We start from the raw sequence: 22,301 nt of genomic DNA on the forward strand, positions 1-22,301 counted from the left end.
AGTTACGGTGCTACAGCACGATGACAGTTGAATTACGCGTATACGTGAGTGACGGCAGGCAGTTGAACAGCCTGCGTGACTGGATGGCCGGGCACCCGGGGGTCCGGGTGGACGCCGTGGAACGCCCGTCGGAGCCCAACAGCCAGGGCACCGTATGGGACTTCCTGTCGGTGGTGTGCGCGGCCGGCGGCCCCATCGTGGCGGCGGTGAGCGCGCTGCAGATCTGGATCGGGGCCCAGACGACGGAGATCGAGGTCGAGGTCGGCGACCGGCGCTTCAAAGTGCGGGGCCGGAACGCCGAGGTCGTCCTGCGGCAGGTCATGGAAGCGGCCAAGTCGCTGGAGCCGTCGGCGGAGGCCCCGGATGACCCTGCGTGACGACATCGACTTCGATCGTTCACGCGCCATCCTGCTGGGAACGTCGAAGTACACAGCCGGATTCCAGGACCGCAGTCCCATGCCGGCTGCGCTCAGGAGTCTGGAAGAGATGCGCCGGGTACTGACCGGGCCCGGGGAATGGCCCGCCAAGCGCATCAAGACGTTCAAGGACGTGCGGGACAGCAGCAAACTGCAGCGTGACGTCGCCCAGTTGATCAGGGACGTCGACGACGTGCTGCTGTTCTACTACGTCGGCCACGGCCAGTTGCTGGCGGCCGCGAACGGCGGTCGGCACGAACTCGGACTCGCCCTGACCGACACGAGCGAAGAGCCCTCGCAGCGGGCTCTCACCTCGCTCCGGTTCCGTGACATGCGGGATCTGCTGGAAGGCAGCAAGGCGCGCACGAAGATCTTCATCCTCGACTGCTGCTGTGCGGGCATCGCCTCGCAGTTCGCCGAACCCGCCACCAGAGTCACCGACCACGATGACGGCGCCACCCCCTCGCGTGGCGCCGGCACCTACATCTGGGCGGCCTGCGGGCACACGCAGAAGACGTACTTCGAGCCGCAGCCCGAAGGCCTGACCTACTTCACCAAGTTCCTCGCCGAAGCGGTCCGCGAGGCGCATGGCGAGGAGTCGCTCGGAGCGAGTGTCGCCCAGCTCCACGACGATGTCAGGAGCCGGCTGCGCGGGGCGAGCATCCAGAACGTGAGCAACCCGCCGGTCCCCGACCTGTACTACAGCGGTCGGCCCGACCAGTTTCTGTTCGTGCGGGGCCAGGCCGCGGTCCGGGCCGGCAATGAGTTCCGCTTCGAGCCGCTGAAGGAGGGCGATCCCCGCAAGATCGGTCCCTACGTTCTCAGGGCACGCCTCGGAGAAGGGGGCGCCGGACGGGTCTTCCTGGCCTTCACTCCCGGGGGACAGCCGCTCGCTGTCAAGCTTCTGCACGCGGACCTGGCCCAGGACCGGGAGTTCGCCGACCGGTTCGCCCGGGAGGTCGATGTCGCCCAACGGGTGCTCAGCAGCCACGTCGCGCAACTGCTCCACGCCGATCCGAACGCGAGCGAACCCTGGCTGGCCAGCACCTACGTCTGCGGCCCGTCCCTGCTGGAACTGGTCAAGGAGGCCGGCCGACTGCCCAGCCCGGACATCATGCTGATCGCCTCGGGGATCGCCCGGGCCCTGGAGGCCATCCACGCGGTCGGCGCCATCCACCGCGACCTGAAGCCCGCCAACGTCATGCTGGACGAGACCGGCCCCAAGGTCATCGACTTCGGGATCGCCAAGTCCGTGCTGGACACGCGGATGACGCGTACGAACATGCAATTGGGCACCCCGGTCTACCGGTCCCCGGAACAGGCGACCGGCCGTCATCCGGTCACTGCCAAGTCGGACATCTTCACGCTGGGCGCCACGATCTACTACCTGGCCACGGGGAAGGAGGCCTTCGCGGCCGAGGACCCGCTCGGCATCATCAACCTCATCGCGAACGAGGAACCCGACCTGAGCACCCTGGACGAGGAGGTCCGGGATCTGGTGCGGCAGTGCCTGGCCAAGGACCCCGACCAACGGCCCACCGCGGCACGGGTGATCGAGATCTGCGCGGCCGCGACCGGGCCGGTCACGCCGGGCGCCTATCTGCCCGTGGAGAAGGCGGCGCCCGGCATCCACGCGCGGAACCAGTCGCTGCGCCGCCTCATGCAGACGGCCGAGGTCGGCAAGAGGCCCGCCGTGGTCCTGTCGCAGGAGCCCCCGCCCGTGCTGCCATCGCGCCAGCGTGCCGGCACGAAACCCGGCACCCCACCGCCGCCTGCGCCGCACACCCCACCGGAGTCGCGCCGCGGGCTCTGGGCCTTGGCCGCCCTGATCTGCGCGGTGCTGCTGATCTGGCTGCCCGGCCACTTCGCCACGGGCAGTTCCGGGGACGACAGCAAGGGCTCCACACAGCCGACGTCCGACATCGTCCCGTCCGGCACATCGGACTCGGACTCGGGCTCGACGACGGAAACCGACCCGCCGGACGATCCCACGACCGACCCCGCCGACACCCCGACACCCACCCCGAGCCCCACCCCGTCGAACGGGCTGGAGAACCCCCAGGTCGGTGACTGCTTCGCCAACGACGGGACGTACGCCGATCCGGACCTGCGGTCGACCGGCTGCATCAACGGAGTCTTCAAGGTGGAGCAGGTGCTGCACGGCACCTCGGACGCGACGAAGTGCTCCGACGTGGCGGACAGCGACTACAGCCTGGGCAGCACCTCCGCCGACCGTGTGCTCTGCCTCTCCTACCAGACTGCCGGTACCGGGTACCACGCACAGGTCGGGGACTGCGTCTACGGCCCCAACTCCGTGCAGAGCACCTGGTACAAGAGGAGCTGCGCCACCGGCAACTTCACCGTGAAGGCCCGGCTGACCGGCACGGACGACCCGACACGTTGCCGGTCGTACGCCAACGTCGAGGAGACCATCAAGACCACGACGCGGTGGAGCGAGATGAACGTCGTGCAGTGCCTCTCGATCAACTACCCCAACGCGGCCGGACGCGCCCCCGTGGGCTCCTGCTTGCTGATGACCGGTTCCGGCCAGAACACCGACTTCCAGAACGCCTCGTGCGCCACCGCCAACGTTGTGGTCACCGCCCGCATCGGCAAGCCCAACGACACCGCCTACTGCGGTTCCAATGGTTGGACGACGTGGGGGTCCGGCGATTTCCCGGCGATCGGCTACACCGTTTGTTTCAGGCGCAATTGAGCACTCGCAGGGGAACGTCGGTCGCCGCCCCGGGCTTGATGACGTGTCGGCACTTTCCGCAGGACGGGGCGTTGCCGAAGGTCTGTCTGAGCGGATGAACAGAAGGGTGTGTTCGTCAGCCAGGGCTGGAAGGCGGACGAGCGGCTCAAGAGGAAGTCCGGGTGGCCGGCCCGCTGCCGGACTACGAAGCCGTCGTACGGATTTCGCTTCGCGATCACCGTGGAGGAAGCCGTCCTCCGATACCGCCTCGGCGACGCGGGAGTCATCGGGCCAACTCGGACATCGAGCGGACGATGTGGCCCATCGAGTCCTTCACGTCCTCGGAGCGATCGAGGCCCTGCAGGGAACTTGTCACGGCCCGTCACGCCTGCTGGCAGACTTCCCGCCATGGGCGGACCTGAGGTTGGCGACGGTGGTCGATCCGTCGAAGTAGGCGTGACTTTCGGGTTGTTGGCCGCGTGGGCTGTGCATGATCTGGAGGAAGTGGTCACCGTGCCGGGGTGGGTCCCTGGGCGGGTTCCCGGGCTGCGGGAGCGGTTTCCGCGCGTCCCGGAGCGGGTGTGGCAGCGCCTGGAGGCTACCGACGGGCGGGAGTTCGCTACGGCCGTTGCCCTGATGGGCGGGGTCGTTGCGGCTGCCGCCGGCGATGGGCACCGTACCGGTGGGCGTTCCGGTTTTTATCAAGGGGCCCTGAACGGGTTCGGGCTGCATGCCCTGGTGCATCTGGGGCAGGCCGTTGTCGTTCGGGGATATACGCCCGGGGTGGTTACCTCGCCCCTCGTGGTCATTCCGTTCACGCTGTGGGCCCGCGGGCGGTTGCGGCGGGCCGGTGTTCTGCGCCCGACGCGACCGCGTGACGTGGTGCAGGGGCTCGCCCTCGCCGCGGTGGCCACGGGCGGGACGCATGTCGTGGCGCGGCGGTTCCTGCGCCGGGGGTGAACAGGGTCTCGGATCTGAAGGGAAGGAATGTTTGAACCACCCCTGAACCAGAGGGAGTTCCATGTGCTCGAAGGCGAGGACGACCGGTCGCGGCAACGGCCATGCCAGACGGCGTTGACCACGTAGGTCATCCCGATTGCCTTGTGATCCGCGTACGTACGCATCAGATGTTCGGCCTCGCGACGCCGAACAGATGACGTATCAACGGCCACCTTCCCCGAACAGGTTCTCGCCGGATCGAGCGACCAGGTCGGAAAGCCCGTCGAACATAGCCCTTGCCAGAACGGCCATCGCTTCCGAGTCCTCTCCCAAGGAGGATGAGAGACACAACGGGACGCCACGCGCGAATGTGGACCAGCGCTACTTCCTAGGGCGTACGTCCCTCCACCATAGGGAGCGTGTCGACCTCTGCGGGCTGGAACCAGCGGACCCAGTGCCCAGTGCCCAGTGCCCGAGAGGTTGACCGGCTCGCCCTCTCGTCCGGTGTGCCGGTAGTACTCGTCGTTTGCACCGCGTTCGACGCGGAGGGCGGGTGGCCGAGGTGCACGACATCGTGTTGGGCGCGGCGCCGTACATCTTGGAGTACGACTTCGCGGGCTGAGCGTGGCATACGGGGGAGTGGTGTTGAAAACTCGCGGCTTGAGAGTGGAGAGGAGCATCCTCTGGGTTTGCACCGCCAGTGTTGTCACTCAGGCAGACGCGCGTTCATGACGAAGGCAGCTGCACGGTTGGGGACCAGACGTGAGGCGCGGTGATGTCGGATGTGGAAGAAGTGACGCGTCGACACGAGTACTTCTGACGGGATGTCCGCCATTTGGAGTATCGTTCTGATGTCGGAGCGTTACTGCTCCAACACGGAAGTGATCTTGCCTGCGGGGACTTTCTCATGCTCGCGCGGCCGGCACTAGAGGAGCACAATCTCCCGTGGTACATGTTCACCCCCGCGTCACTCCTGTGCGGGCCATTGGCCTTTGCTTCCACTTGGTCAACAGTCACGGCGAGGCTGCCGCGCGGAAGCGGGGGTGGTGATCGGGATGGTGGGTCGCGATCTCAAGCCCTCGGATCACCCGAAGAAGGATGTGCGCCGAGTCCTGGAGAAGTGGGTTGCTCAGGGTTGGGCGCTACGCAAGGACGGCCACTGGGGCAAGCTGTACTGCCCGTGCGAGGGTGCGTGTACCACCATTCCGATCTCGGGGACTCCCCAGAACGAGAGTGCCCACGCGCGGAGGGTTGACCGCATGGCGTCTCGCTGCCCCCTCCCCCCGGACGCGTCGAACCGCAGCCTTACGGGGCGACCACGGGATTAGTCACAGGAAATTTTGTCCAAATTTGCCCCTGTTCATCTGTTGACGAATGTCAACAGGTCTGCGACCGTGGTGAGGGACTAGGGGGCCAACGATGGACTATGACTTCACCTTTGTCGTCTCAGGTGTAGATGTAGATGACCAGGCTGCTGTCGATGTGCTGCGTGATAGGTGCGATGCGCTACTGGCAAGGGCTGGCGGCGTTGATCTTTTGAGCATCACCAGTTCTGCAGACACGGCTGTAGAGGCAGCGCTGATAGCTGCATCAGCCGCACGGGCTGCGGTGCCGCAACTGCGTGTATGCCGACTGGATCGCGATCTCGTCGGGGTGCATGAGATCGCGGATCGGACAGGGCGTTCGCGGCAGAATGTCAGCCAGTGGATTGCGGGCGAGCGAAAAACTCAGGCAGGGGCTTTTCCCGCTGCTGAGGGAACTGTGGGGAGGTCCCAAGCCTGGCTCTGGAGTGAGGTCAACAGCTGGCTGGCCCTCCATGGGCTTGATGACGGAGCCGCCTATCCGACGCGCGCCGAGATGGCGGAGATCGACGTAGCCCTTACCAACTCGGTTTCGGTCACTCTGACCTTCACGTCTGCCGATACTCCTGGGTTTCAGGAGGGCCGGGACAGGGTGGTTGCCGAGCTGCGGAATAAGTACATCCCGGGGTTCATGACCTTCCTGTCGGGTTTCGACCGGACGACAGATGCCAGTGGGGCGCATGTCCTGGTTGTCGCGGATCCGGACGAGCCGGCCCGAGGCGTGATGGAGCGAGTCTCAAGCTTTGGTCACGACGTCATCCTGATAACTGCGACTGACCAATTCCTGGCCACGGTGCTGTCAACTCGTGCTCTTCTCGGTCCAAGAAAGATCGTCACTGTCCCGCAAAAGGCGACGGTCGCCGATTGGCTGCGCCTGGTGCAGGAGAACCCTCAGGCTGCGTTCGCTTTGGACAGCGCTGAGAGCGTCGACGAGGGCATGGCGCCTATTCAGCGACGTTTGGCAATTGCGGCGTAGTCCGTCAAACCGACGGATTTCGGCACATCAGGCCCAGGTCAGAGAGGTGCCTCTCTGACCTGGGCCTGAGTCGTACGGAGTGTTGGAGCTGTGCAGGCTGGCGGGTACGGCGACGGTATGGGTGACGCCGTCCTCGAAAGTCTGCGAGGTTGGAGCCTTCTGCTGGGACGAGGCTCAGGCCGACGAGCTGGGCTCCCCGCGGATCAAGGGGAGCCCAGCCCACCCGCACAGACCTACCAGATCGCCTCGACCCACTCCGGGTGGTCGATGAACGGGTTCCGGTTGTGCTGGTACGTGCTGTAGATGACCTCGTTGCGCTTCTCCTCGAAGGCGCTGGGCGGGTCCGCCTCGTTCCAGGCCTTGAGGACGGAGAGCTTGCCCATGTAGGGGTTGCTGCCGTTGCCGACCTTCTCGTTGGGCTCCAGGTCGGCGAAGCCGTCGTCGCCCTCGTAGCGCACGGCCATGTAGAGGATCATGCGGGCCACGTCGCCCCGGTCCGCCGCGCGCGGCGCGAAGGAGTCGGAGTCGACCGTGCTGCCGCCGCCGTTGGTGACCGCGCTGCCGCCGTTGTCGAAGTCCAGGTTGCCGCGGATGCTGTTGACCTGGACGTCCGCGGGACGCAGGTGGTGCAGGTCGGTGCCGGGACCGACCACCTCGCCGAAGTCGCCGTGGGACTTGGCCCAGGTGTGCTCGCGGTTCCAGTCGCCGACGTCGCCGCCGTTGAGGGACTTGGCGCGCGAGACACCGCTGTACAGCAGGATCACGTTGTTGCTGTTGTTCGGGTCCTGGTCGGTGACCTTCAGCGCGTCCCAGACCGCCGCGTACGAGATCTTCGTGACGTTGGCGCTGATGATCGTGTGCAGCGAGGACTTGAGGCTGGTGCCCGTCTTGCCGACCGCGTTCTTGTAGTACGTCGCGTCGTACGCCGTGGTCGTGGCCGAAGCGGGGGTCGCGGTCAGCGTCGGTGCGGTGAGGCCGATCAGAACGGCGGCGGTCGTCAACGCCACCGATTTCCAGCGGTGCATGCGCGTCGCAAGCATAAAGAGTGTCCCATCTACGCGGGTTGAATGGGGCGGCAAACGGGAGCGTGACATGTTCATGCGGTCGAGTAAATAAACGGGACGTGTCGATCCGGTGACCTGAAGCGACAATTTGCCCTGTGTCTACGCGAGTTGACAGTGCGGCGGGACAGGTTGGCATGCCAAAACTGCCCCCGACCTTGTGGTCGGGGGCAGTTGGCCGTTCGGCTGCGCCGGTGTCGGCTACGCCGGTGTCACCCGCGTCGGCGTCACTTCACGTCCGACGGGTCCAGCCGGTACAGCGTCGACGTGTTGGTCGTCGAGGTACCGGTCGTGGAGGTCGAAGAACTCGAACTCTTCTCCGTCGACGCGCTCTTGTCGTACGCGCTCTCCTTCACCGCCGTCGCGTTCTTCTGCACCCACGCGGTGATCTCGGTGTTCAGGGTGCTGTTGCCGCCCATCCCGCCGCCGCCGAGCTGGATGTAGTGCAACTCGCCCTTCTTCACCAGCTCCTTGAGCTTGGCGAGGGTCATCGCCTTGTCGGAGCCGGTGAAGCCCCACATGGAGATGACGGGCTTGTGGGTGCTGAGGATCAGCTGGCCCGCGCTCTGCGAATTCGACACCGCGAGCAGCCACTTGGCGCCGTCCTGGTGCTTCTCCAGGTACGAGATGAGCGCGCTGGACGTGGTGCCGCCCATGCCGCCACCGCCGCCGAAACCGCCGCGCGTGCCGGTGCCGCCGGGAGCCGTACCGGTGCCGGTGCCGCCCGGAGCCGTACCGCCGCCGGGGAACTCCCCAGTGGCACCGCCCTGTTGACCACCCGCCGTGCCACCGGTGCCGCCGGTCGGTGCCCCGCTCGGAGCCCCGCCGCCCTGCGGCACCTCACCCGTGCCGCCGCCACCCGGGGTCATCCCACCGGGAGCCGTGCCGCCGCCCGGCAGCTCGCCGCTCGCCGTGCCGCCGCCCTGCTGGGTGCCGCCCGGCATCTCGCCGCCGCCGGGGCCGCCGTTGCCGCCGCCGAAGCCGCCACGGCCGCCGCCGCCACCGGGGCCGCCCATGCCGCCGCCGGTCGACGGACCGGCCGTCGGGTTGGTGCCGCCCATGCCGCCGCCCGAACCGCTGGACGCCGCCGGGGTCACGGCGTACGCCGTCGGACCGGCGAGCGCCGCGATGATCGCCGCGACGATGGACGCGGTCAACAGCCGGGCTCGGTTGCCGGAACCCGTGCGGAAGACGAACAGGCCCACGATCGCGAGGACCATCAGCACGCCGACCGTCGGCCACAGCCAGGTGTTCCAGCCGGAGGCCCGGCGCAGGACGACGATCGCCCAGATCCCGGTGACCCCGAGACCGGCCGGCAGGACCCACGACCAGCGGGAGTCACCGCTGCGGAACGCGCGCCACAGCATCACGCCGCCGCCACCGCACAGGGCCGCGATGCCCGGCGCGAGCGCGGTCGTGTAGTACGGGTGCATCGTGCCCTGGGCCATGCTGAAGGTGACGTAGTGCAGCAGGGTCCAGCCGCCCCACATGACCAGCGCGGCGCGTGTCGCGTCGGTGCGCGGGGCGCGGCCGACCAGGACCAGGCCGGCGATCAGGGCGATGGCCGAGAAGGGGAGCAGCCAGGAGATCTGGCCGCCGAGGATGTCGTTGAACATACGGCCGAGACCCGCGGTGCCGGCGAACGTACCGCCGCCGCCACCCCCGCCCCCGCCGCCGTTGCCCTCGCCGCCGAACACGCGGCCGAAGCCGTCGTAGCCCATGATCAGGTCCCAGGCCGTGCCGTCGGTCGAGCCGCCGATGTACGGGCGGTCCGAGGCCGGGACGAGGGAGACGGCCGTGGCCCACCAGAAGCTGGAGACGGCCAACGCGACCGTGGCCAGGGCGAGTTGGACGACCTTCTTCTTCCAGCCGAGCTTCGACGCGAACAGGTACACGGCGAAGACGGCGGGCAGGGCGATGTAGCCCTGGAGGAGCTTGGTGTTGAACGCGAAGCCGAAGCAGACCGCGGAGCCGATCAGCGGCAGCAGTCGCTCGGTGCGCACGGCGCGCAGGCCGAGGGCCGCGCCCGCCACCATCAGCAGGACGAGGAGGGTGTCGGGGTTGTTGTCACGGTTGATGGCGACCGTGATGGGGGTGAGGGCGAGGACCAGCGCCGCGATCGTCGCGGCCACATGGCCGAAGTACCGCTTCACGGAGGTGTGCAGGATCCAGATCGTGCCGAGCGCGGCGGCGACCTCCGGCAGCATCATCTGCCAGGTGCCGAAGCCGAAGATCCGGCACGACAGGCCCATCACCATCAGGGAGAAGGGGGGCTTGTCGACCGTGATGAAGTTGCCGGCGTCCAGCGAGCCGAAGAACCAGGCCTTCCAGCTCTGCGTGCCGCTGTAGATGGCGCTGCTGTAGAAGCTGTTCAGGCTGGAGCCGGTCAGGTTCCAGGAGTACAGCACGGCCGCGAGGACCATGATCGCGACGAGCGCGGGCAGCGACCAGCGGGGCGCCTTCTCGGGCGGCGCGTCGGCGGACGGCGCCGGCGGCGGCCAGTCGGCGGACGCGGGGTCGGTGTGGGGGTACGGATCGGTGGCAGATGTCACCCACGCATCGTGCGAAAGCAGGGTGGGTGACTGCTGTGCCGTACCTGGCGGCCGGCTGTGAATTCGCAAAGGGAGGGGTAATGCGTCGCACAACCGTTCTCCAACCCGTACAACCTTTCACGCCTTCCTGTGAGTCAACTCATGCATGACTCAGTCTCATTGGACATCCCGCCGAGCCAGAACGGTGGCCGTCGGCGTGGGCGCCGGCCTCCTCATACCCGTGCTGGCCGCCGCGACGCCCGCTGCCGCGGCCACCCCGACGGTCAGCTGTACGTCGGCCAAGGCGGGCCTCGCCGCCAAGCTGAAGAAGGACATCACCGCGGCCCTGGCGACCCGTAAGGGAACCGTCGCCGTAGGCCTCTACGACCGCACCACCAAGACCACCTGCACCCTGCGGGCGACGAGTGCCTACGACTCCGCCAGCACCGTCAAGGTCACCGTCCTCGCCACGCTGCTGTGGGACGCGAAGAAGCACAACCGCCTGCTGACGTCGCGCGAGACGACGCTCACCAAGGCCATGATCACCAAGTCGGACAACGACGCGACCTCCACCCTGTGGAAGCAGCTCGGCCTGACGAAGATCAAGGGCTTCCTGTCCGCCGCCGGCATGACCCAGACCAAGCCCGGCGCGAACAACTACTGGGGCCTGACCCAGGAGACGGTCACCGACGAGCAGAAGCTGCTCAAGCTGGTCACCGCCAAGAACACGGTGCTGAGCGACAACTCCCGTGCGTACATCCTGAAGTTGATGAACCAGGTCATCTCCAGCCAGCGCTGGGGCACCCCGTCCGGCGCCCCCTCCGGCGTCACCGTCCACGTCAAGAACGGCTGGCTGCAGCGCTCCACACACGGCTGGCGCGTCCACAGCCTGGGCACCTTCAACGGCGGCGGCCACGACTACATGATGTCCGTGCTCACCCAGGACAACAGCACGATGAGCTACGGCATCACCACGATCCAGGGTGTCGCCAAGGCGATCCACAAGGACCTCGCCTAAAGCCGGCCCCTGCTCACCTGTCCAAAGCCCCTGCTCAAGGGCATCGTTTTACTGCGCGGTCTCCCGCACGTCACCCACTCGTCCTACGGTGACGCCCATGCGCCTGAGAACCGTACTCGCGACCGCGACCGCCGGCCTGGCGGCGGCCACCTGCATCACCGCCGCCGGGCCCGCGAACGCCACCAACTCCTATACCGCCAATGCCTGTTCGTCCTCCGTCTCGATCGACCGCTTCTCCGACGCGCTCGACAAGACGACGTACGACGGCACCTTCGTCGGCAACTTCTCCGCGCTCGCCGTGGACAAGGACGGCTCGATCGCCGCGCTGGAGGACCGTTCCTCGCTGTTCAACCTGAACGCGAAGACGCTCCAGCCGGAGCGCGTCGTGCCGCTCGCCGACGAGAACGGCGCCGCGCTCGACTCCGAGGGCCTGGTCGTCGACCGTGACGGCACGCGCCTGATCACCTCCGAGACCGAGCCGTCGATCCGCCGCTACTCCCGCGACGGCAAGATCCTCGACCGCCTCCCGGTCCCGTCCTCGCTCCTCGTCGCCCCGGCCGGGCGTGCCTCCTCGAACCTGACCTTCGAGGGCCTGACCCTGCTGCCCGGCGGCCACACGCTCCTCGCGTCGATGGAGGCCCCGATCGCCGGGGACACCTCGGGCGCCGTCCGCTTCCAGACCTGGACCCGGACCAAGGGCGACCACTTCAAGCTGGCCGCGCAGTACGCGTACAAGCCGGACGCCTCCTTCCTCGGCGTCCCCGAGGTACAGGCCCTCCCCGACGGCCGCCTCCTCGTCCTGGAACGCGGCTTCACCAGCGGCGTGGGCAACACGGTCCGCCTCTACCTGGCCGACCCCCGCCACGCGACGAACACCAGCGACATCGACTACCTCACCGGCCAGCCCGGAGTCCACCTGATCAAAAAGACCCTCCTCGCGGACATCGCCGACTGCCCGTCCCTGGGCGCGACCGCGAAGCAGCCCCAGCCGAACCCCCTCCTCGACAACATCGAGGGCATGGTGATCACGGGGAGGGAGAAGGGCGCCTACAAGGTCCTCCTGGTGAGCGACGACAACCAGAACACGGTCCAGACGACCCGTTTCTACTACCTCCGGGTCCGTGCCTGACGGGTTCGCTTGCCGACGGTTTGTTGCGGAGGGATGAAATCCGCTCCGTTCCGCGTTGGTGCCTTCCGGAAGACCAGCAGATCAGGGGCGAACGGAAGGCACCGCGTGGCAGCGAAACAGGGGGAGACACCGGGGCAGACACAGGGCTGGGCAAGAAGGCTCGCCGGATACGCCTGGCGCTACCCCAAGGACGTCGTCCTCGCCCTCGGCGCCTCCCTGGCCGGCATGGCGGTCATGGCCGTGGTCCCCCTCGTGACGAAGGTGATCATCGACGACGTGATCACCGGCCACACCCGCTCCATGGCCCCGTGGGCCGCCGCCCTGATCGTCGCCGCCCTCCTCGTCTACGTCTCGACGTACATCCGGCGCTACTACGGCGGCCGCCTCGCCCTGGACGTCCAGCACGACCTCCGCACCGAGATGTACGGGACGATCACCCGCCTCGACGGCCGCCGCCAGGACGAGCTGTCCACCGGCCAGGTCGTAGGCCGCGCGACCAGCGACCTCCAGCTCATCCAGGGCCTGCTCTTCATGCTCCCGATGACCATCGGGAACGTCCTGCTCTTCGTGATCTCCCTCGCGATCATGGCCTGGCTGTCCCTGCCCCTGACCCTGATCGCCCTGGCCGTCGCCCCCGCCCTCGGCATCATCGCGAAGCGCAGCCGCAGCAAACTGCACCCCTCCACCTGGTACGCGCAGGCCCAGGCCGCCGCCGTGGCCGGTGTCGTCGACGGCGCCGTCAGCGGCGTACGCGTGGTGAAGGGCTTCGGCCAGGAGGACCAGGAGACGGGCAAGCTGCGCGAGGTAGGCCGCCGGCTCTACGCGGGCCGCCTCCGCACGATCCGCCAGAACGCCAAGTACACCCCCGCCCTCCAGGCCGTCCCCGCCCTCGGCCAGGTCGCGATGCTCGCGCTCGGCGGCTGGCTCGCGGTGCGCGGGCACATCACGCTCGGCACGTTCGTCGCGTTCTCCACCTACCTCGCCCAACTCGTCGGTCCGGTCCGCATGTTGGCCATGGTCCTCACGGTCGGCCAGCAGGCCCGCGCCGGCACCGAACGCGTCCTGGAGCTCATCGACACCGAGCCCTCGATGACGGACGGCACCAAGGAACTCCCCGCCGACGCCCCGGCCACGGTCGAGTTCGACGACGTCTCCTTCGGCTACGACCACGAGCGCCCCGTCCTGAACGGCCTCACCTTCGAGATCCGCCCCGGCGAGACGCTGGCGGTCGTAGGCTCGTCCGGCTCCGGAAAATCCACGGTCTCGCTGTTGCTGCCCCGCTTCTACGACGTCACCCACGGCGCCGTCCTCATCGGCGGCCACGACGTCCGCGAACTCACCCTCGACTCCCTGCGCGCCGCGATCGGCCTGGTCCCCGAGGACTCCTTCCTCTTCTCGGACACGGTCCGCAACAACATCGCCTACGGCCGCCCCGACGCGACCGACGAGCAGATCCTCACCGCCGCGCGCGCCGCCCAGGCCGACCGGTTCATCCAGGAACTCCCCGAGGGCTACGACACGACGGTCGGCGAGCACGGCCTCACCCTCTCCGGCGGCCAGCGCCAGCGCGTCGCCCTCGCCCGCGCGATCCTCACCGACCCGCGCCTGCTGGTCCTGGACGACGCGACCTCGGCGGTGGACTCACGCGTCGAGCACGAGATCCACGAGGCCCTCAAGCACGTCATGCAGGGCCGCACCACCCTCCTCATCGCACACCGCCGCTCCACCCTCAACCTCGCCGACCGCATCGCCGTCCTCGACGGGGGCCGCCTCGCCGACATCGGTACGCACGACGAACTCCAGGCGCGCTCACCCCTCTACCGCCGTCTCCTCACCGACCCCGACGAACTCGGCGGTGTCTCGCCCGGCCACGCCCTGCCCGCCGCCGAACCGGCCGAAGACACCTCCGTACGCGCGGAGTTGGAGGCGGAGTTCGACGCCGAGCGCGGGCTCACGCCCCGGCTGTGGACCGGTGACCGCGAGCCCAAGGACACCGCGCTGTCCGGGATGCCCGCGACCCCCGAACTCCTCGCCCAGGTCGACGCGTTGCCCCCGGCGACCGACGTCCCCGACATCGACGAGGCACGCGCGGTCCGGGCCGAGGACTCCTACGGCCTGCGCCGACTGCTGCGCGGTTTCGGCACCCCGCTGCTGATCAGCCTCGGCCTGGTCGCCGTGGACGCGAGCATGAGCCTGCTGCTGCCGATCATGATCCGGCACGGCATCGACCAGGGCGTCACCAAGATGGCGGTCGGCGCGATCTGGTCGGCGTCGATCCTGGCCCTGCTGGCGGTAGTTGTGCAGTGGGCGGCCCAGCGCGGCGAGACCCGCATGACGGGCCGTACCGGCGAACGGGTCCTCTACACCCTCCGCCTCAAGATCTTCGCCCAGCTCCAGCGCCTCGGACTCGACTACTACGAGCGGGAGTTGACGGGCCGGATCATGACGAGGATGACGACGGACGTGGACGCGCTGTCCACGTTCTTGCAGACGGGGCTGGTCACGGCCTTCGTCTCGGTCGTCACCTTCTTCGGCATCATGGTCGCCCTGCTGGTGATCGACGTACAGCTGGCGCTGGTCGTCTTCGCGACCCTGCCCCCGCTGGTCATCGCGACCTTCTTCTTCCGCCGGGCCAGCGTGAAGGCGTACGAACTCGCCCGTGAGCGCGTGTCGTTGGTCAACGCGGACCTCCAGGAGTCGGTGTCGGGGCTGCGGATCGTGCAGGCGTTCCGACGCGAGAAGGACGGCGGCCGGCGCTTCGCCGAGCGCAGCAGCAGCTACCGCGAGGCGCGTACCCGGGGCCAGTGGCTGATCTCGATCTACTTCCCCTTCGTACAGCTGCTGTCGTCGGTGGCGGCGGCGTCCGTACTGATCGCGGGCGCGGGCCGGGTGGACAACGCGACGCTCACGACAGGTGCGTTGGTCGCCTACCTGCTCTACATCGACCTGTTCTTCGCCCCGGTCCAGCAGCTCTCCCAGGTCTTCGACGGCTACCAGCAGGCGACCGTGTCCCTGGGCCGCATCCAGGAGTTGCTCCAGGAACCGACGTCGACACGAGAGGCCGAAGAACCCCTCGAAGTCCTCTCCCTCCGCGGCGACATCGCCTTCGAGGACGTGCACTTCGCCTACGGCTCCGCCGAAGAGGCAGATGCTGAAGAGGCCATCGGGGGAGTGCAGTTGAGCATCCCCGCCGGCCAGACGGTCGCCTTCGTCGGCGAGACGGGCGCGGGCAAGTCGACGCTCGTGAAACTGGTCGCCCGCTTCTACGACCCGACCGGCGGCCGGGTCACGGTCGACGGCACCGACCTCCGCGCCCTCGACATCACGTCGTACCGCCACCACCTGGGCGTCGTCCCCCAGGAGGCGTACCTCTTCCAGGGCACCATCCGCGACGCCATCGCCTACGGCCGCCCCGACGCCACCGACGCCGAGGTGGAGGCGGCGGCCCGCGCGGTCGGCGCCCACGAGATGATCGCGACGCTCGACGGCGGCTACCTCCACGAGGTGGCCGAGCGCGGCCGCAACCTCTCGGCGGGCCAACGCCAGCTGATCGCCCTGGCCCGCGCCGAACTGGTCGACCCCGACATCCTCCTCCTGGACGAGGCCACAGCGGCTCTGGACCTCGCCACAGAAGCCCAGGTCAACCAGGCCACCGACCGCCTAGCAGGCCGCCGCACCACCCTCGTCGTGGCCCACCGCCTGACAACGGCGGCCCGCGCGGACCGGGTCGTGGTGATGGACCACGGGACGGTCGTCGAGGACGGCACCCACGACGAGCTGCTCGCGCTCGGCGGGTACTACGCCGAGCTGTGGCGGAACTTCGTCGGGGCGCCCGAGACGGAGGAGCCGGTCGCCGCACCTCGCTGACCCTCGCGCAACCATGCGACGTACGTCTTGCGTCCGTACATCAGTACGCTGTTCGGCTGCTGTGGTGTGCGGGAGGGATGACTGTGGACATGGGTGCGCTACGACGGCGGGTGGCGCTCGGCATGGCCGTGCTCACGACGTCCGGACTGCTCGCGCTCGCGGCCCCCGGCACCGCGCAGGCGGCCGCGGTGTGTCCGGGGCGGGAGGTGGAGACGCTGCCCTTCTCGACCGGTACCGTCCACATCTTCCGCCGGGGTGACTACGTCTGCGCGTACACCGTCCCCAAGCACCCCGGCGCCAAGCGCACGATGTCGGTCAGCGTGCAGGCGCGCGGCAACCGGCCGGTCGTGGACAGGGGCCGGTACGCGCGCCGGGCCGGACCGGTCACCGTCCACGCCGGTCGCCGGTGTGTCCTGGTGAAGGGCTCGGTGGGCGGCGGGTCGGTCAGCTCGGGCTGGATCCTCTGCTGAGCCGGTCGCCGAACCGGTCGCCGAACCGCTGGTCAGCGACGTAAGCGCACAACCACCCCTGGTGTGACGGGAGTTGCTCCGATAGCTTCCCGTTCACAACTGCCTCACAGGGGAGACTGCATGCGCAAGGCGCTCAGATGGCTGCTGGCGCTCACCGTGCTCATAGGCACGCTGAGTACGGCCGGGGTGGCCACCGCCACCGCCGCCCAGGCCGGCCAGGCCGGTCGAACCAGTCAAACAGCAGACATCAAGGACCAGTTGCTGGCGATACCCGGCATGAGCCTGGTCGAGGAGAAGCCGTACACCGGCTACCGCTACTTCGTTCTGAACTACACCCAGCCGATCGACCACCGGCACCCGTCCAAGGGCACGTTCCAGCAGCGGATCACCGTGCTGCACAAGGACGTATCGCGCCCGACGGTCTTCTACACCAGCGGCTACAACGTCTCGACGAACCCCAGCCGCAGCGAACCGACCCGCATCGCGGACGCGAACCAAGTCTCCCTGGAATACCGTTACTTCACCCCGTCCCGCCCCGCCCCGGCCGACTGGTCCAAGCTCGACATCTGGCAGGCGGCCAGCGACCAGCACCGCGTCTTCAAGGCCCTCAAGCCGATCTACACCAAGAACTGGATCGCCACCGGCGGCTCCAAGGGCGGTATGACGGCCACGTACTTCGAGCGGTTCTACCCGCGTGACATGGACGGCGTCGTCGCCTACGTCGCCCCCAACGACGTGGTGAACAACGAGGATTCGGCCTACGACCGCTTCTTCACGAAGGTCGGCACCAAGGAGTGCCGCGACCGCCTGGACGCCGTACAGCGCGAGGCGCTGGTGCGCAGGGAGTCGCTGGAGAAGAAGTACGCGGCGTACGCGGCCGAGAACGGCTTCACCTTCACCACCGTCGGCAGCCTGGACAAGGCCTACGAAGCCGTCGTCCTCGACTACGTCTGGGGCTTCTGGCAGTACAGCCTGCTCTCCGACTGCGACACCATCCCCGCGAACGCACAGGCCGCCACCGACGACGAGATCTGGACCTCGGTCGACACGATCTCCGGCTTCTCCTTCTACACGGACCAGGGCCTGGACCCGTACACCCCGTACTACTACCAGGCGGGCACCCAACTCGGCGCCCCCACCATCAAGTTCCCGTACATCGAGAAGAAGTACATCCGCTACGGCTACCAGTCGCCCCGCACCTTCGTCCCCCGCTCCATCCCGATGAAGTTCCAGCCGGGCGCGATGCGGGACGTGGACAGCTGGGTCCGCCACCACGCCGACCACATGCTCTTCGTCTACGGCCAGAACGACCCGTGGGGCGCCGAGCGCTTCGCCGTCGGCAAGGGCTCGAAGGACTCGTACGTCTTCACCGCGCCCGGCCTCAACCACGGCGCGAACGTCGCCGGCCTGACCGCCGACCAGAAGGCGCTCGCCACCGCCCGCATCCTCGCGTGGGCCGGCGTCCCGGCCACGACCACGGCACAGGCGAAGCCCCTCGCGCCGTACGACGCGAAGCTGGACCGGCAGGACGTCCAGCGCGAGCCGACGCTCCGACCGTAGGCAACGCCCTTACCGCGCCCGGCCGTTGACGGTCACCCGACTACACCGGCCGGGCGCAGCCCACGGGTTGCTCGCCGCCGAGCTGCACGTACAGGGCCGTCGACGCGGGGCAACTCGCGCGCCGGAGCACGGCCTTGACCACCTTGTACTGCGGCTTCTTCTGCCCCGAGCCGTCGCACGCCGTCTCCCGGACCTGCCCGCTGCCCGAGCCGTAGACACAGTCACCGACGATCGTGCGCGGCCCGCCCCCGCCACCCGGGTCGCCGGGGTGCGGCGGCTCCAGGTTCCGCATACAGGCGTAGCCCTTGGGTACGACACCGTCGCCGCCCGCGCCCGACGACCCCTGGGCGCTGATGTGCAGCACGAAGTCGGTGGTCGCCGGACAGACGGGACCGGCGCTCACATCACCGTCGTAGCGGGCGATGACCCGCGCGGCCGCCCGTTCACTCGTACACGGCACCTCGGTGAAACTCGTCGTGCCGAAGGAACTGCACTCGTCGACGGCGAGGAACACCGCGCCGTAGCCGGAGGGTTGGGTCGTCGCGGACGACGACGCGGCCGCCTTCTCGCCGAGCCGTCCGTCGCCCTCGCCCGATCCGGAACCGTGCGCGGCCTGGCAGCCCGTCGTCAGGGCGGCGAGCAGCACCGCACACACCACGCCCACGCACCATCGCTCACGCATCGATCCCCCCGACTGCCCCCGCCCAGCGTGACCCGCGACAGCGGGCGCACGCCAGACGTGCGGGGGGCTTTGGGCCAGTTGGCGGGGGTGGGGCGGGTGGGGAACGTACCCCTAGTACGACAGCCCGTGCCCTACGGGATACAGCACCTGCGTCGGGTCGTCCGCGCGCTGCACCGCGACCGGGAGCCTCCCGCGCGGCCTGACCCGGCCCGCGATCACCCGTGCCGCCGCCCGGAGTTCGACGTCGGTCCAGGAGTAGGACGCCAAGTAGGCGGACACGGCGGGCAGTTGGGCAACATCGTAGGGGTTGCGGACGGCGACGGCCACGACCGGCTTCCCGGTGGCGAGGAGTCGCTCGACGAGAGTCTTCTGCGCGTCGGCCGCCGTGACGTTGTAGGTCGCCACCACCACCGCGTCCGCCGCACCCGCCGCCGTCACGGCCTTGGCGACGGTCGCGGCGGAAGGCGCCGTACCGGTGGACAGGGCAGTCGCCGTGAACCCCGACTCGCCGAGGGCGGAGGCCAGTACACCGGTGGGTGGACCCGTAGTACCCGTGGGGGAGGCCGGATCGGCGCCGACCACCAGCACCTTCCCGTGCGTACGACGGGACAACGGCAGCAGTCCCGCCGAGTTGACCAGCAGGGTGGTGGTCCGCTCGGCGATGCGGTCGGCGGCGGCGAGATGAGCGGGGGTCCCGACCGTGCGGTCGACGCCCGCCCGGCTGACGTAGGCGTCCTCGAACAACCCCAGCCGTGCCTTCAGCCGCAGCACCCGCAGGATCGACTCGTCGAGCCGTGCCTCCGTCAACTCCCCGCCCCGCACGGCCTTGAGGACGGCGTTCCAGGCGACGTCCAGGGAGGGCGGGTTGAGGAGTTGGTCCACCCCGGCCTTCAGCGCGAGCACGGGCACCCTGTCGTCCCCGTACTTCTGGCGTACCCCCTCCATGCCCAGCGCGTCCGTGATCACGACGCCGTCGTAGCCGAGTTCGCCGCGCAGGACGCCGGTGACGATGGGGTGGGAGAGGGTGGCCGGGTCGCCGGAGTCGTCGAGGGCCGGGACCATGATGTGGGCGGTCATGATCGAGTCGATGCCCGCCTTGACGGCCGCGCGGAAGGGGACGGCGTCGAGCGCCTCCCACACCTCCCGGCTGTGCGTGATGACGGGAAACCCGAAGTGGCTGTCGACGGCGGTGTCGCCGTGCCCGGGGAAGTGCTTTGCGGTGGCGGCGACTTGGCTGCTCTGATACCCCTGCACCTCGGCGGCGACGAGGCCGGCCACCGCGTTCGGGTCGGCGCCGAAGGACCGTACGCCGATGACCGGGTTGGCCGGGTTGACGTTCACGTCGGCGTCGGGGGAGTAGTCCTGGTTGACGCCCATCGCGCGCAGCTCGGCGCCGGAGATCCGGCCGAGGGTACGGGCGTCGCCGCGGGAGCCGCCGGCGCCGATCGCCATCGCGCCCGGGAAGAGCGTCGCGGGCGCGCCGATACGGCAGACGATGCCGTGTTCCTGGTCGGTGGCGACCAGTACGGGCAGCCCTCGGGGTTGGCTCAGGGACGCCTTCTGGATGCCGTTGGAGAGATCGGCGATCTGGTGCGGGTCGCGGGTGTTGTGGGCCCAGGTGAAGTAGATGATGCCGCCGACGCGGTACTTGGCGATCAGCTCGGCGGCCGTGCGGACGCCGATCTCGCTCAGGTTGGCGTCGATGTCGGCCTGGTCGGGGGCGGTGGCGGAGTGGCCGTAGACCCGCATCACGAACAGCTGGCCGACCTTCTCCGGCAGCGTCATACGGGAGATCAGCGAGCGGAGTCGGGTGTCGTCGGCGTGGGCGGTACCGCCGACCGCCAGGGACGCGGTGACGCCCATGGTCGCGGCGAGAACGGTACGTCTGGAGGGCACGTGCGCTCCTTCCGGAGGTGTTCCACTTCGGATCATCGGATCCACTGAAGGAAACTTCCAAGACTTCACGAATATCCGGGAAGTTTCTGCCAGTCAAGGGAACGCACAGTACCCAGCGAGGGGGCCGCCATCGGCGCAGTTGGAGGGGGGCGCGCCGATGACGGCTTGCTGCCGGCCGCGGCACGGAGGAGAGGGTTTGTCAGCTTTCGCAGCCAGCAGCTAGGCCGACGCCGCACCGCGGAGACTCGTCCGACAGCATGCGGTTTGGACGAAGCGGAAGCGGTCCGGGTTCCCCGCTTCGGCCCGATCGCCGGAAGTTGGTGAACGTGTGCACAACGGGACGGATGCGGTCACGCACAGGAACGCGGGGGCGAACGGCGGTGGTCCATCCCGTGGACGTCCCGGCGGGGCGGCCGACCGCCGCCCGATCATGAGGGCATGCCCGTAGTCGACATCCCCGGTTCCAAGTCCATCACCGCCCGTGCGCTCTTCCTGGCGGCGGCCGCCGACGGCGTCACCACCCTCCGGCGCCCCCTCCGCTCGGACGACACCGAGGGCTTCGCCGAGGGCCTGACCCGGCTCGGCTACCGGGTCGGCCGGACCCCGGACGCCTGGCAGATCGACGGCCGCCCGCAGGGCCCGGCGGTCGCGGAGGCGGACGTGTACTGCCGCGACGGCGCGACGACGGCCCGCTTCCTCCCCACGCTGGCGGCGGCCGGGCACGGCAGCTTCCGCTTCGACGCGTCCCCGCAAATGCGCCGCCGCCCCCTCCTCCCCCTCACCCAGGCCCTGCGCGACCTCGGCGTCGACCTGCGCCACGAGGAGGCGGAGGGCCACCACCCGTTGCGCGTCGAGGCGTCGGGGGTGGAGGGCGGCGAGGTGGTCCTGGACGCGGGCCAGTCCTCGCAATACCTGACCGCGCTGCTCCTGCTGGGCCCCCTGACGAGGAAGGGACTCCGTGTCAGGGTCACGGACCTGGTCTCCGCGCCGTACGTCGAGATCACGATCGCGATGATGCGGGAGTTCGGCGTGGAGGTACGACGGGAGGGGGACGGCCGTGTGTACGTCGTCCCGCCGGGGGGCTACAGGGCCACCACCTACGGCATCGAACCGGACGCGTCCACCGCGAGCTACTTCTTCGCGGCGGCGGCCGTGACGGGTGGAGAGGTGACGGTCCCGGGGCTGGGCACGGGCGCGCTCCAGGGCGACCTGGGCTTCGTCGACGTTCTGCGCCGGATGGGCGCGGAGGTGGAGACGAGCGCGCAGGGCACCCGGGTGCGCGGCACGGGCGAGTTGCGCGGCCTCACCGTCAACATGCGCGACATCTCGGACACCATGCCGACCCTGGCCGCGATCGCCCCCTTCGCCTCCGGCCCGGTCCGCATCGAGGACGTCGGCAACACGAGGGTGAAGGAGTGCGACCGGTTGGAGGCCTGTGCGGAGGGTCTCCGACGGTTGGGCGTCGAGGTGGCGACCGGCCCGGACTGGATCGAGATCCGCCCGAGCGACGTGCCGGGGTCAACTCCCGTCACCGGCACGGAGATCAAGTCCTACGGCGACCACCGCATCGTCATGTCCTTCGCGGTGACCGGGCTCAGGGTGCCGGGTATTTCGTTCGACGACCCGGGGTGTGTACGGAAGACTTTCCCGGATTTCCATGAGGAATTCGCGGTGCTGCGGGAGCAGTTGCCGGCATGAGG

The 22,301-nt window shown here is 68.8% G+C and carries 14 protein-coding genes; 10 read left to right on the forward strand and 4 right to left on the reverse strand.

From position 1 onward, the window contains the following. Positions 1-44 precede the first annotated feature (44 nt). From ACIBK4_RS32010 to ACIBK4_RS32025, 4 genes are all read left to right on the forward strand, one after another. Positions 45-377: a hypothetical protein gene (locus ACIBK4_RS32010; RefSeq protein ID WP_399000315.1), complete on the forward strand. Its 333-nt coding sequence runs from the start codon at positions 45-47 to the stop codon at positions 375-377. Continuing rightward, complete coding sequence (locus ACIBK4_RS32015; RefSeq protein ID WP_399000317.1) at positions 364-3,132, forward strand: protein kinase; 2,769 nt, start codon at positions 364-366, stop codon at positions 3,130-3,132. The genes ACIBK4_RS32010 and ACIBK4_RS32015 overlap by 14 nt, the downstream gene beginning before the upstream one ends. A gap of 387 nt (positions 3,133-3,519) precedes the next feature. After that, positions 3,520-4,071, forward strand: coding sequence for an HXXEE domain-containing protein (locus ACIBK4_RS32020; RefSeq protein WP_399000319.1), 552 nt, complete (start codon positions 3,520-3,522; stop codon positions 4,069-4,071). Positions 4,072-5,469: 1,398 nt separating this feature from the next. After that, the gene (locus tag ACIBK4_RS32025; RefSeq protein ID WP_399000321.1) at positions 5,470-6,387 is read left to right on the forward strand and encodes a helix-turn-helix transcriptional regulator; all 918 of its coding nucleotides are present in this window, start codon (positions 5,470-5,472) and stop codon (positions 6,385-6,387) included. Between the two features lie 233 nt (positions 6,388-6,620). On the opposite strand, the gene ACIBK4_RS32030 is transcribed toward ACIBK4_RS32025, so the two are convergent. Next, on the reverse strand, positions 6,621-7,427 hold the full coding sequence (locus ACIBK4_RS32030; protein WP_399000323.1) for an endonuclease I family protein: 807 nt from the start codon (positions 7,425-7,427) through the stop codon (positions 6,621-6,623). A 248-nt stretch (positions 7,428-7,675) separates the two neighbouring features. Continuing rightward, a complete protein-coding gene (locus ACIBK4_RS32035) occupies positions 7,676-10,000 on the reverse strand; it encodes an ArnT family glycosyltransferase (RefSeq protein ID WP_399000325.1) in 2,325 nt (774 codons plus the stop codon). 145 nt (positions 10,001-10,145) lie between these two features. Between ACIBK4_RS32035 and ACIBK4_RS32040 the strand changes: the two genes are divergently transcribed. From ACIBK4_RS32040 to ACIBK4_RS32060, 5 genes are all read left to right on the forward strand, one after another. After that, positions 10,146-10,997 (forward strand): serine hydrolase, encoded by an 852-nt coding sequence (locus tag ACIBK4_RS32040; protein ID WP_399000327.1) that lies wholly within the window; start codon positions 10,146-10,148, stop codon positions 10,995-10,997. 97 nt (positions 10,998-11,094) lie between these two features. Further along, positions 11,095-12,126 carry an esterase-like activity of phytase family protein gene (locus ACIBK4_RS32045; RefSeq protein WP_399000329.1) on the forward strand — a complete coding sequence of 344 codons (1,032 nt, stop codon included), beginning with the start codon at positions 11,095-11,097 and terminating at the stop codon, positions 12,124-12,126. A gap of 105 nt (positions 12,127-12,231) precedes the next feature. Continuing rightward, the gene (locus tag ACIBK4_RS32050; protein ID WP_399000331.1) at positions 12,232-15,993 is read left to right on the forward strand and encodes an ABC transporter ATP-binding protein; all 3,762 of its coding nucleotides are present in this window, start codon (positions 12,232-12,234) and stop codon (positions 15,991-15,993) included. Between the two features lie 83 nt (positions 15,994-16,076). Continuing rightward, positions 16,077-16,463, forward strand: a complete 387-nt coding sequence (locus tag ACIBK4_RS32055) for a hypothetical protein (RefSeq protein WP_399000777.1) — start codon at positions 16,077-16,079, stop codon at positions 16,461-16,463. 120 nt (positions 16,464-16,583) lie between these two features. Then, complete coding sequence (locus ACIBK4_RS32060) at positions 16,584-18,023, forward strand: S28 family serine protease (RefSeq protein ID WP_399000333.1); 1,440 nt, start codon at positions 16,584-16,586, stop codon at positions 18,021-18,023. A 40-nt stretch (positions 18,024-18,063) separates the two neighbouring features. On the opposite strand, the gene ACIBK4_RS32065 is transcribed toward ACIBK4_RS32060, so the two are convergent. Further along, positions 18,064-18,705, reverse strand: a complete 642-nt coding sequence (locus ACIBK4_RS32065) for a hypothetical protein (protein WP_399000336.1) — start codon at positions 18,703-18,705, stop codon at positions 18,064-18,066. A 111-nt stretch (positions 18,706-18,816) separates the two neighbouring features. Next, positions 18,817-20,601, reverse strand: a complete 1,785-nt coding sequence (locus ACIBK4_RS32070) for a glycoside hydrolase family 3 protein (protein ID WP_399000338.1) — start codon at positions 20,599-20,601, stop codon at positions 18,817-18,819. Between the two features lie 438 nt (positions 20,602-21,039). On the opposite strand from ACIBK4_RS32070, the gene aroA reads away from it, so the two are divergent. Continuing rightward, positions 21,040-22,299, forward strand: coding sequence for a 3-phosphoshikimate 1-carboxyvinyltransferase (gene aroA / locus ACIBK4_RS32075; protein ID WP_399000340.1), 1,260 nt, complete (start codon positions 21,040-21,042; stop codon positions 22,297-22,299). Positions 22,300-22,301 lie beyond the last annotated feature (2 nt).

The organism is Streptomyces sp. NPDC050528, assembly GCF_044457795.1.
GTDB lineage: Bacteria > Actinomycetota > Actinomycetes > Streptomycetales > Streptomycetaceae > Streptomyces.

Excerpts from the sequence above, each read along its gene's own strand:
- ACIBK4_RS32030 (WP_399000323.1), bottom strand. The coding sequence starts at position 7,427 with ATGCTTGCGACGCGCATGCACCGCTGGAAATCGGTGGCGTTGACGACC.
- ACIBK4_RS32020 (WP_399000319.1), top strand. The coding sequence starts at position 3,520 with ATGGGCGGACCTGAGGTTGGCGACGGTGGTCGATCCGTCGAAGTAGGC.
- ACIBK4_RS32015 (WP_399000317.1), top strand. The coding sequence starts at position 364 with ATGACCCTGCGTGACGACATCGACTTCGATCGTTCACGCGCCATCCTG.
- aroA (WP_399000340.1), top strand. The coding sequence starts at position 21,040 with ATGCCCGTAGTCGACATCCCCGGTTCCAAGTCCATCACCGCCCGTGCG.
- ACIBK4_RS32025 (WP_399000321.1), top strand. The coding sequence starts at position 5,470 with ATGGACTATGACTTCACCTTTGTCGTCTCAGGTGTAGATGTAGATGAC.
- ACIBK4_RS32040 (WP_399000327.1), top strand. The coding sequence starts at position 10,146 with ATGACTCAGTCTCATTGGACATCCCGCCGAGCCAGAACGGTGGCCGTC.
- ACIBK4_RS32045 (WP_399000329.1), top strand. The coding sequence starts at position 11,095 with ATGCGCCTGAGAACCGTACTCGCGACCGCGACCGCCGGCCTGGCGGCG.
- ACIBK4_RS32060 (WP_399000333.1), top strand. The coding sequence starts at position 16,584 with ATGCGCAAGGCGCTCAGATGGCTGCTGGCGCTCACCGTGCTCATAGGC.
- ACIBK4_RS32065 (WP_399000336.1), bottom strand. The coding sequence starts at position 18,705 with ATGCGTGAGCGATGGTGCGTGGGCGTGGTGTGTGCGGTGCTGCTCGCC.